General features: G+C 65.9%; 4 protein-coding genes and 2 pseudogenes. 2 read left to right on the top strand and 4 right to left on the bottom strand.

Features of this window, described 5'->3' with window-relative positions; genetic code table 11:
• A pseudogene (locus ACZ5D2_RS39180) lies at positions 1–637 on the bottom strand (hypothetical protein); the annotation flags it as partial.
• A 363-nt stretch (positions 638–1,000) separates the two neighbouring features.
• Between ACZ5D2_RS39180 and ACZ5D2_RS39175 the strand changes: the two are divergent.
• The gene (locus tag ACZ5D2_RS39175) at positions 1,001–8,404 is read left to right on the top strand and encodes a ricin-type beta-trefoil lectin domain protein (RefSeq protein ID WP_468936324.1); all 7,404 of its coding nucleotides are present in this window, start codon (positions 1,001–1,003) and stop codon (positions 8,402–8,404) included.
• 621 nt (positions 8,405–9,025) lie between these two features.
• Here the strand turns inward: ACZ5D2_RS39175 and ACZ5D2_RS39170 are convergent.
• The 3 genes and pseudogenes from ACZ5D2_RS39170 to ACZ5D2_RS39160 form a co-directional block, all read right to left on the bottom strand.
• Positions 9,026–9,133 (bottom strand): annotated as a pseudogene (locus tag ACZ5D2_RS39170) (tyrosine-type recombinase/integrase); the annotation flags it as partial.
• Positions 9,134–9,196: 63 nt separating this feature from the next.
• On the bottom strand, positions 9,197–9,502 hold the full coding sequence (locus tag ACZ5D2_RS39165; RefSeq protein WP_468936322.1) for a hypothetical protein: 306 nt from the start codon (positions 9,500–9,502) through the stop codon (positions 9,197–9,199).
• A gap of 209 nt (positions 9,503–9,711) precedes the next feature.
• Positions 9,712–10,122, bottom strand: coding sequence for a hypothetical protein (locus ACZ5D2_RS39160; protein ID WP_468936320.1), 411 nt, complete (start codon positions 10,120–10,122; stop codon positions 9,712–9,714).
• A 331-nt stretch (positions 10,123–10,453) separates the two neighbouring features.
• Here ACZ5D2_RS39160 and ACZ5D2_RS39155 point away from each other — a divergent pair, with 331 nt between their 5' ends.
• Positions 10,454–11,533: a hypothetical protein gene (locus ACZ5D2_RS39155; RefSeq protein ID WP_468936317.1), complete on the top strand. Its 1,080-nt coding sequence runs from the start codon at positions 10,454–10,456 to the stop codon at positions 11,531–11,533.
• The last annotated feature ends 453 nt before the right edge of the window (positions 11,534–11,986 follow it).

Genomic DNA, 11,986 nt, shown 5'->3' with positions numbered 1-11,986 from the left:
GGGGCAGCGGTCCCGGCCAGGACACGACCAGATCGTGCCCATCGGTATACAGCCGTACGAGCTCACTCCACTCGGGGGCGGGCCCGTCCGCCTTCACGGCCGCCGGACCGACCAGCGCCACCCGGGACACACCGCGCGACGCGCGGCCCCCACCACCGGAAGCAGCCTTGCTTCCCGCGCTGAACACGACGCGCGTGTTCACGGCCTTCGCCGCGAACCCGCCCTCCACCCGCTCCAGGGTCGTGTCGACCGGCTTCCACACACTGCCGACCTTGGCCCGGGTCGCCAGACTCGAAACCCGCAGCTTGAACGTCCCGCCCGGCTGCGCCCACGTACTACTGTGCGCACTCGCCTCAGAGGTGACCTCGACCTCTTTCCCGGACTCCTTCGCCTGCCGGCGGGCCTCCGTCGCGGACACCGGCGCCGACGGCTTCCCCTGCGCAGGGGCAGTCTGGGGCTTCTCCTCATCGGCAGTCAGATGCAGTCCGACGGGCACGGCAACGGCAACAGCGAGCAGGGCGGACAAGCCGCCCAAGGCCCGGCGCCGCCGGTACCAACGGCGGCTTTGCAGATCCGCAACTCCCTTTTCCAGCACGGGTATAGGTGGATTTTCATCCACGGATTCGTCGACAGGCATGGCTCTTCTACTCCCCCCTCGGGCACGCCACAGCGCAGCCCTCGGCACTCAGAAATCGACGCCCGGCCAAGGGCCGAGAACGTAAAAGGTCCGCTCCCCAGCCGCCTTTCACGTACGGGTCGCGCGACCTGAGCATGAACCATCGCTCCGACAAGGTCACCTCTTCGAAGAGCCCGCAACCTTATCCAAATGGCACGTTTTGTCAGGTTTATCATAAAGTATTCGCCGCCTAAAGTGATAAAGGCCACACCGGATATCGGATTATGGATTTCCGGGAGCCCAGGCCACAGAATCATCTGGCTAATAGTCAGTTTTCCTGCCACACGTGTGTCTTGCAGCGTGGGCAGATCGTGGGGGGTCCAGATGTCGCCGTTCTCGGCGCATAATTTCAGCCTGCCCGGAAACAAGAGAGCCCGCGCCAAACGCGCGCGCCTCGCCGGGCGTACCGGCGTCACCGTTTCGGTGGTGCTGATCGCAACACTCCTGCCCATACAGGCCTGGGCGGCACCGCCGGGCGACCGCAGCGGTGTGCAACTGCCCGGTCTCCAGCAGGACATGAAGGCCAAACTCGACAAGGTCGAGGCCGCCAAGCTTGAGGGGTGGGCAGGAGCCCCGGTCCAGTCGCCGCCGGAGTACGAACCGTCGAAGGTGACACCGCCGGCCGGCGGCACGGCCAGCGTCGCCCTGTCGGGGGACCAGCTGGTCCAGGCGGGCACGCTGCCGGTCAGCATCGGCAAGGCCTCGCCCACCGAATCCAATCCGACCCCGCCGGCGCCGTCCGGCACGTGGTCGGTGGCGGTCGAGACGCGCACTGCCACCGAGGCCGCGAACGTCGATGGCGCGCTCATCAAGGTCACGCCGCCCGCCGAGGGATCCACCCCGGTCGACGTCCAGCTGGACTACAAGAAGTTCAAGGACCTCTACGGCACCGAGTGGGCATCCCGTCTGGAGCTCAAGCAGCTCCCCGCGTGCTTCCTGACCACCCCGGATCTCCCCGAGTGCACCGCTGCCCAGGACGTCCCCAGCACGAACGACCCGGGCACCGGCACCGTCCGCGCCACCATCGCCCCGGCCACAGCACCGGGTCAGGGTCTGCGCACCATGGCCGGCGGCAGCGGAGGACCCACCGTTCTCGCCGCCACCGACGGGGCCTCCGGCGCGGGCGGCACATACAAGGCAACCTCGCTCTCCGCGTCCGGCGCGTGGACCGCGGGTGGCAGTGGTGGCGGTTTCTCCTGGAGCTATCCGCTGACGGTGCCCTCAGCCCCTGCTGGGCCCAGCCCGAAGATCGGGTTCTCGTATTCCTCGCAGGCCGTGGATGGCAGGACGTCTGTCGCAAACGGGCAGGCCTCGTGGGTCGGTGACGGCTGGGATTACACCCCAGGGTTCATCGAGCGGCGCTACCGGCCGTGTGATGACGACCTCAAGGCCAGCCTGGGCAAGCCGAACAACGACAACGCCACCGACAAGAAAAAGAGCGACCTCTGCTGGGCCGGCGAAAACCTGTCCATGTCCCTGGGTGGCGGGTCGACGGAGTTGGTGCGCGACGCGACGACGGGTCAGTGGACGCCGGCTGTCGACGACGGTTCCAAGATCGAGCGCAAGACGGACAGCACGGTCGTCAATGGAGCGAAGGACGGCGAGTACTGGATCGTCACGTCACGTGACGGCACCCGGTACTTCTTCGGCCGCCACGACGTCGATGGCCCCGGAACCAGAGGTGTGACCAACTCCGTCTTCACCGTCCCGGTCTTCGGCAACCACCCCGGTGAGCCCTGCTATCAGGCAGCCTTCGCCGACTCCTCGTGCGAACAGGCATGGCGCTGGAACCTCGACTACGTCGAGGACGTCCACGGCAACGCCATGATCATCGACTGGGCCAAGGAGACCAACCACTACGCCAAGAACCAGAAGTACAAGGCCAAGGTCCCTTACACGCGCGGCGGCTACCTCACCCAGATCACCTACGGGCTCCGCAGTGACAACCTCTCCGGAGCGCCGGCCGCCAAGGTCGACTTCACTGTCGCTGAACGCTGCATCAAGGAAGGCACCACCCAGTGCTCCGACGCAGAATTCGACGGCACCAACTACGGCGACAAGCAACCCTGGTGGGACACCCCCTCCACGCTCTACTGCAAGGCCAGCGACAAGGACTGCTACACCGATGCGCCGACTTTCTGGACCCGCAAGCGACTGACCGCCGTCACCACCTACGGCCAGCGCACTGAAGGCTCCACCACGCTGTCGCTGGTCGATCGCTGGAATCTGGCCCAGTCCTTCCCGCGCCAGCGCACCGACACCCACCCGCCGCTTTGGCTGGAGTCCATCACCCGCACCGGCTATGGAACGGGCAAGGACGGTGCCGGAAACCAGGAGAGCACCACGCTCCCGCCGGTTTCCTTCGTCGCAAATGTCAAGGACATGCCTAACCGGGTGGCGACCGGGCCGAACGACGCTACCCCAGACTTCGACCGTCTGCGCGTGGAGACGATCCGCACAGAGACCGGCGGCGAAATCTCCGTCGGCTACTCCGAGCCCTGTCCCGTCGGCGGCGCGCACCCGAAGCCGGAGGAGAACACCACCCGCTGCTTTCCCGTCCATTGGTCCCAGGACCGTGGCCTGGATGTCCCCCCGATCGAATGGTTCAACAAGTACGTCGTCGACAGGGTCACCGAGAAGGACCGTGTCGCCCGTCAGCCCGATGTCACCACCGCCTACAGCTACGAGGGTGACGGGGCCTGGGCCAAGGACACAGACGAGTTCACAAAGCCTGAGCTGCGTACCTACAGCCAGTGGCGCGGCTACGCCAGTGTTCTGGTGAACAAGGGAGAGACCGCGGGCTCGGGGAAGGCCGATGCCACCGAGCAGTCTCAGACACGCACCCGGTTCTTCCGGGGAATGTCCGGCGACGCCGGCCGATCCAAGATCACGGTCAAGGACTCAACCGGAACCGAAGACCTCGGCGAAGACCTCCCCCAGTACCAGGGAACAACAGCCGAGACGATCACCTACACCAAGACCGGTGGCAGCGTCTCCTCCCGAACGCTCACCTGGCCCTGGAGCCAGAAGACAGCATCCCGCCCCCGGGACGGCACCGCCACCCTTGAGGCATACCGGCACGGGACCAGCCGTAGCGACGCGATCGAGGCCATCAGCGGCGGCAAGGCCCGCATGGCCCGCACCCTTGCGACCTACGACTCCACCTACGGTCTCCCCCTCACCACACAAACCGATGTCCTGACCCAGAACGGAACAGGGTGGGTGCCTGGTGAGCAGACCTGCAACACCATCAGCTACGTCCACAACCCCAGCAAGAACCTGATCGGCCTGCCCCAGCACGCCCGGAAGACCAGTGGCTCGTGCGCGCAGAGCGCCACGGGAGCGGTCCTCGCCGAAACCCGCACCTCTTACGATGCACTCAACGCCTTCGGCGCCACGCCGAGCAAGGGACTCGTCCAGCAGGCTGACACCCTCAACGGTGCAGGGGACGGATGGGTCACCTCATCGCGGATCGAATACGACGCCCTCGGCCGGGCCGTCAAGGTCTACGACGCCGCCGGCAACGCCACGTCGTCATCATTCAGCCCGGCCACGGGCCCGGCGTTCTCGCTGAGCGTCACCAACTCCCTCGGCCACACGGGCACCACCAAGGTCGACCCCGGCCGCGGCAGCGCACGGGAGGCAACCGACGCGAACGGCCGCAAGGTAACCACCGCGTACGACAACCTCGGCCGTACCACCGCCATCTGGACACCCTCACAACAACAGGGCACGGACAAGGCCGCCTACACCTTCGACTACCAGATATCCGAACACGCAACGCCGACCGTCACGACCCGCACCCTGCGGGACAACGGCACCTACGCCACCGCGCTGACCATCTACGACGGCCAGCTCCGCCCCCGGCAGACCCAGAACGACGCCCTGGGCGGCGGCCGCTTGATCAGCGACACCCTCTACAGCGCGAACGGCACGGTCCGCCAGACCAACAACGGCTACTACGCCGAGGGCGCACCGGCCAAGGACATCTTCGTCCCCGAGTCGGTATTCCAGATCCCGAACTCCACGAAAATCGCATACGACGGCCTCGGCCGCGCCATCCGCACGACGACGCTGCACTCGGACACTCCGCAGAGCTCGGCCACCGTCGAATACGGCGGCGACTGGACCCGTGCCCGCACCAGCATGTCCCCGGACGGCACGACACCCCTCAAGGGCAGCCAGGCAACGGAAACGTGGACCGACGGGTTCGGCCGCACGACCGAACTGCGCCAGTACACGGCAAACGACCTCACCACCTCGAACAAAACCACCTACGCGTACGACGTGCGGGGAAAGCTGGCCAAGGTCACCGACCCAGCCGGCAACCAATGGGCCCGCACCTACGATGCCCGCGGCCGGCTGACCACAGCCGACGACCCTGACATGGGCAAGTCCACCTTCACCTACAACAGCCTCGACCAGCTGGCCTCGACCACCGACTCCTCCGGCCGCGCCCAGTACACCACCTACGACGTCCTGGGCCGGGCAACCGAGCTGCACGACGACAGTCCCACCGGTCCCCTCGTCGCCTCGTGGACATTCGACTCCCTGCCCGGCGCGAAGGGACAGCCCGTCTCCTCCACCCGGTACGAAGGCGGAGCCGCCTACAAGAGCGAGATCACCAGCTACGACGCCGAGTACCGGCCGACCGGATCGAAGATCACCATCCCGGACGTGCCCGCGGCCAAGGGCCTCACCGGCACCTACGCCTCCAACATCACCTACACCCCGACCGGCAACGTCCAGTCGACCACCGTCCCCGCGACACCCGGCGGCCTCGCAGCCGAGAAACTGATCACCCGCTACAACTCCGACGGGCTCCCGCAAAGCATCTCCGGTCTGGCCTGGTACACCGCCGACGTCAAGTACAGCCCCTTCGGCGAGGTCCTGCGCACCGCGTCCGGCAACGCCCCGAACCGGGTGTGGACCACCACGCAGTACAACCCGAACACCGGGCAGGTCACCAACCAGATCAGCGACCGCGAGACCGGCCCCAACCGGATCAGCGATGTCTCCTACACCTACGACCCCGCCGGCAACATCACCGCGGTCACCGACAGCCAGCCCGGCGGGCGCGAAGACCGGCAGTGCTTCGCCTACGACCCGGTCGGCCAGCTGACCAAGGCGTGGACCGGCAAGACTGCCGCCTGCACGGGTCCCACCCTGACCGACGTCACACCCGGCCCGGACGGTGACGGCTTCTGGCAGGAATACCAGTTCGACAACATCGGCAACCGCACCAAACTCGTCAACAAGGACCTCACCAACAGCGCCCTGGACGACGAGACCACCTACACCTACGGAATCACCACCCCCGGCAACGGCACCCAGCCGCCCGTCACCACCCAGCCACACGCCCTCGCCAAGGCCGAGAAGACCACCCGCAAGCCGGGCTCCACGGTCAACTCACTCTCCACCTACGCCTACGACGCCGCTGGCAACACCAAGAGCCGACGTATCGACGGCGACACCCAGACCCTGAACTGGGACCGCCGCAACAAACTCACCTCCGCCACCAGCCCCGGCATCGGAGCCGTCTCCGTCATCGGAGCCTCCGGCAAGTGCATCGACGTCGAAAGCGGCGGCACAGCAGACGGCACCCCCGTCCAGATCTACCCCTGCAACGAGAGCAAAGCGCAGCAGTGGCGCCTGACCGGCGACACCGTCCGCGCTCTGGACAAGTGCCTGACCACCAGCGGCAGCAAGCTGGTCCTGGCCGCCTGTGACGGCAGCGACAAGCAGAAGTTCGTCTACCGCGCCGGCGACAAGTCCCTCAACAACCCGGCCACCAACCAGTGCGTCGACGTCCCCAACAACGCCGCCGACGGCAGCGACCTCCAGCTCTGGTCCTGCAACGCCACCGGACCACAGCAGTTCACCTTCGACACCACCACCACCTACATCTACGACGCCTCAGGCAACCGCCTCATCGAGGAAACCGGCAGCAGCCGCACCCTCTACCTCGGCGACACCGAAGTCACCGTCAACAAGGCCGGCCAGGCCATCGACGCCGTCCGCTACTACGCAGGCCCCGGCGCCACCACCATCCGCCAGACCGGCGGCAAGCCCGACAACCACAAGCTCAGCGTCCAGCTCGCCGACCACCACGGCACCGCCACCACCACCGTCGATCAAACAACCGGACAGAACGTCACCCGCCGCAAGACCGACCCCTACGGCAACCCTCGCGGCACGCAGCCCGGCAACTGGCCCGGAAACCGCTCCTTCCTCGGCAGCGGAATCGACGACACCAACACCGCACTCACCCACATCGGCGCCCGCGAATACGAGCCGACCACCGGGCGCTTCATATCCGTCGACCCCGTCATCGACATCACCAACCCGACACAGATGAACGGGTACACCTACGCCAGCGGCAACCCCATCACAAAGAGCGACCCGTCCGGCCTCATCGAAACCGACTGCCTCGCCGGCCACTGCGGCGGCCACTACAACCCCCGCGACGACGACCTCTCCGTCGACGACCCTGACCGGCCCACGGCCATCTGGGGCGACTACAACAGCCCCAAGATCAAGCCAAAACGGAAGCCTTGGCGACCCGCCCCGTCGGAACCTCTCATGGAGGCCCCCCGCGGCAAGACCGTCAAACTCCCGAAGGGACTCGAAAAAGAATTCTTCGAGCTCTACCGTGAGGACTACCGGAAGCAGACAAAATTCTGGGACGCATCCACACCCGAACAGGATTGGAGCATCAAGGCAAGCGCCCTGCTCCATGCCTGCCAGGTACTGAAAGAAAAGGGCTGCAACCCCGACGACTACCTGAATGATCACCTCGAAGTAGCAACCGAGGAAGTCGGGGTGATGGGCGACGGCGCAGGACACGGCGCATACGAGTTCGTCAACGGAAAAATCGTAAAAACCACACCACAGAGCTGCAACAGCTTCACCGCAGGAACAGAAGTTCTACTGGCGGACGGCACTAGCAAGCCGATCGACGACCTGAAGCCCGGGGACGAAGTACTCGCCACAGATCCAGAAAACGGAGAGACTACAGCCGAAACCGTCACCGCGTCCATATTCACCAGCGATGACAAAACCTACACCGACATCGCCATCGAAACCCCCGATGGCATAGAAACGATCCACACCACCGATCACCACCCCTTCTGGTCCACCACAGACAAAGCTTGGATCGACGCTGGCGACCTCAAGGCAGGCGAGAGCCTCCGCACCGATAACGGCCGCACCGTCCGTATCACGAGCGTCCGTACCTTCAACGACCTGAAGGACACCTACAACCTCACGGTCTCGGACCTACACACGTACTATGTGCTGGCAGGCACCACACCAGTTCTCGTCCATAATTGCGGCGGCTATTTCCCTGGTCATGCAGAGTCATGCACGTGTGAAGGAATCGGAGACATCACCCTTGCTGAGGTTCCTCAGGCGCCGACGGTTTCGCGTGGTGCTGCCGGAATCAGCAGGGCAGAGCGCATCTCGGATGCCGGATCCATCGCAAGTGGGCACGCCAACGCCAAGCATGGTAGTGAATTTCCCGGAATGTCTGCCAAGGATCTCGAGGACTTGGTTCGGGGTACGATGAGTAATCCTTCCCGAACGAAACCCCTAGGTAGTGGCAGGGAGGCGTATCTGGGTGGCGATGGTTCTACGGTCGTGATCCATGACCCCATGAGCCCAGATATGGGAACTGTGTTCAATCGAAGTGCGGCAACGATAGATGAGTACTGGAATGGGTTGAATTGATGGTCGATCATTCGTTGCAGCCGAGTCAGGTGCTGACAGAGTCTGAGGTCCACTTGATGCGGCGCGCCCTCCTTGAGTGGGGAGGGCCTGCTCGATGTAGCGATGATCTCGCTGTGGCGATCGGGTCCGCTGACTTCTCGGATCTAATCGAGAGGAGCCGCGGGCTGCGCGAGATGCTGGCGAATGATAGCCCCATTTCGCGCGCTGATTGGGCTCGGATCCTCTTGGGGGTAGAAATTGTCTTCATTAGCGATCTCGCCGGGTCAGGTGTTGAATGGTCGGTGACCACAGGGTTCAGTGATGAATTCACCGTGTCGACCATTCGATCGATTCAGAGGAAGCTTGCTGGATTTGTTCGTCCATATTACGGAAAGCGCCCTGAGTAGGTCCACTTGTGGATAATCGACATGCCACCGCGTGTTGATTATTCATCCATGGGAAATCCTCTCCTTCTATGCCGATAGTAGAGAAAATCAGCATAGAAGAGGGTGCTCTCGCAAGTGATCATCGCGATGGACTCGGATTGTCAGAGTTGAGCGTTAACAGAGTGCGCCAGAAGCCCCGCCGGATTTCATTCCGGCGGGGCTTCTGGGGTGTTTGACGGCAACGGTGACGGCAACGTCAGCGAACGACGGCTGAGGCGGGTGGGTCTTCCGGTTCGTCGTCGGTCGGGCCGAGGGCGTTGCCGAGGGTGTCGATGGCCTGGCGTTGGAGGCGGAGTCGTACGTGTAATGGTGACGTTGGGTATTGGAACTGTCCGAATGCCTGATGTTGATCAAGCGGTGGCGCGGGTCAAAGGTCTCCGGGGGTTCCGGTGGCGGCGAAGGGTGCCACGGCGTCACGGAGCTGTTCGAGGAAGTCGCGCAGGTTGGTGGCGATGGGCTCGAAGTCGCTGTCAGGGGAGGCGGCGTGCGAGCGGTGCACCCGGCTGTCGCGGCCGATGGCGTAGAGGATCCCTCCGCCATTGCTGGCGAAGATCGTGCCTTCGTCGCCGTCGTTGAGGAGGGCGGGCCCGTCGGAGAGCTGGCTGATGGTGGCGTCGGCAGCGTGGATGAAGAACGCGTTGCCGATGTCGGGCATGGCCACTTCGTTGATCACGCTATAGAAGGTGACCAGGTCCGGTGGGGTTGCTGGCTGTGCGCGCAGGGTGTCGAGGGAGTCCAGCTGGTCGGGGGCCGCCAGGACGACCTCGTTCTCGCCGGGTGGGAAGGGGTAGTAGGTATCGAACGCGGCCAGGACGGACTGCAGGTGTGCGGTGACGGCTGCGGCCCAATCCCGGATCCAGTTCGGGTCGAGAGAGTCGGTGTTCAGGGTGATGTCCTGGTGTTCGGTGGTGTGGGGCGGCCTGGGGCGGAGGAGCGTGCGCTGACTTCGGCGGCGTAGTTGGCCCAGTCGCCGGCGGAGAGCCGTTGCCAGGCGACGGCGACGTCGGTGTGGATGCCCAGGGTGCGGGCGAGGATCGCGGCGGGGATTTCGGTGGCGAGTTGGAACAGTGCGGTGCTGCGGGCCTGGTTGGGGCGGATCCCGAGGTTGTTGAGCCGCTTGGCGAGCTGTGTGGTGCTGATCGGGCGTCCGGGCTGGCGGCCAGGGAAGAGCCAGGGCGACGGTGCCAGTGCCCCGATGGTCGCGTGGCCCTTGCGGTTGGTTGCGACGGCGCGGGCGAGCGCGGCTACTGGGTCGGGTAGCCGGATGGGGGCCTGGCCGAGGTGGACACGCACTCCTTCATCGTCGGCTTCGACGTCTGCTGTGGTCAGGCGGCTGATCGCTGCCGGTCTTTGGGCATAGAGGAGGAGAAGCAGGCCGGCCAGCCGGTCTTCGGGTTTGAGGGTGTTGTCGTGCAGGAGCCGGCGTGCGTTGTCCCATCGGTGCTGGTCGTCCAGGGGTTGGGTCGGGCCGATCCAGCGGTGGGCGGGGGCGTGGACGCTGGTCAGCTTGTTGGTGCGGGCCCAGCGGATGAAGTGGCCGGCGGTCCAGCGGTAGGCGGCTGAGTCGTCGGTGAGCCAGCGGTCGAGGTCGCCCTGTCCGCAGGTGGCCAGGGTGAGGTTGTGGGTGGCGAGCCAGCCCAGGAAGGCGACGGCCGCGTGTGTGCTGGCGGATGGAGTTGAACTGCTGCGGAGTGGCGGGTCGGCCGTTGTTCTTGCCGCGCAGGCGTCTGACGAGGTGCCAGGTCGCGTAGCGGTGGAGGAGGCTGCGCTGGTCAGGGTCTTGCTGGGATGCGAGGAGATTGGCGAGGAAGCGTTTGATGCGGGCCATGTACTCGTTGCGTTCGGGCAGGGCGCCGACGCTGACGAGTACTTGACGCAGATGTGCGAGGGGCTGGCTGTCGGGCAGTTCGTCGAGGGCCTGGTGGGTGAGTGGCCGGCGGCCGGAGGCGAGATCGGCGAGAACCGGGGCAACGGACGGCTTGTTCAGCCAGCGGTTGCCGGTGAGGGGGTATTCGGTGGTGGAGATGTTGTGCCGGAGGGCCTGGAGCCCGGGGTGGAGCGTCTCCGTTGGAGGCCCGAGCAGCTCGTTGAGGCGCTGGTTGATCAGGCAGCGGGCGCACTGGCCCGGGCGTGGATGGTCGGGATCGGTGCAGGTGGGGCAGGTGTGCCAGACCTCGGGGGCGGTGCAGCCGACGCAGAGGGGTTCGGCGAGGGTGCCGGAGATGACCGCCGCGATGCGGCCGCAGGCCGAGCAGGAGGCGGTGCGGCGTTGACAGGTAGGACACCATGGGCGACCGGTGGTGCGGGAAGTGCCGCAGGGCCTGTTCTCGCCGCATACGGAGCAGGTCGCGGTGCGGAGGGCGGGGCAGCTCGGGCAGATCGGGCCGTCTGGCGTGCGGGTATCCACCAGGCGTCGGCGCCCGCAGTTGATGCAGCATTCGAGGTTCGCGGGGTCGGTGATCAGACAGTTCGGACAGAGCGGTCGGCCCTGGTCGTCGCGGGTGGCGGGTTCCCGGCGGGCTCCGCAGCGCGAGCAGTCCTCAAGGCGGCTGTGGGCGATGCAGGTGCGGCAGACCCGCTGTCCGTCGAGTGGTTTGTCGATGCGGACGGCTCTGTGGCAGCGGGGGCAGGCGGGTGGGACGACTCCGGCGATGCCCGCGGTGTGCAGGAGGTCGATCAGTCGCAGAATGGCGCGAAGGGGTGAGAGGTGCCCGTCCCCGGTGAGCAGGCCGGGGTCGGTTTCGAGGGCCCAGGCGAGTTTCTGCTGGTCGGAGGGGCGTGGTGCCGACCGGCGGACCGCATCGGCTGTCACCTCGCGATCGGCGGCCGGGTCCATCGCGGTGACCACCCTGTGGATGACGGTGATCGGATCCCGGCCGTCGACGTCCGGACACATCTTGCAACCCGGTCGCCCAGCCCGGTCCCGCGTCGTGATGCGGCGGGTGTTTCCACAGGCAGCGCAGGGTTCGGGCTGACGTCCGCAGCGTGAGCAATACCAGTCCTGCCCGCGGCGCTGGAGGGTTCGCATCGGCTTGCCGCAGTCGGCGCAACACGGGGGCGAGATGTGCGAGGCGCCGGCTTCGCGGAGCGCGATGAGCAGGTCGCCGATGGCCCGGGGCGCCGGTGAGCGGCCGTCGGCCAGCACGCCGGGACGCTC

It is taken from the genome of Streptomyces sp. NPDC031479, assembly GCF_055581065.1.
The sequence above is the reverse complement of the archived record's forward strand: the minus strand, read 5'-3'. Positions and strand labels throughout refer to the sequence as shown.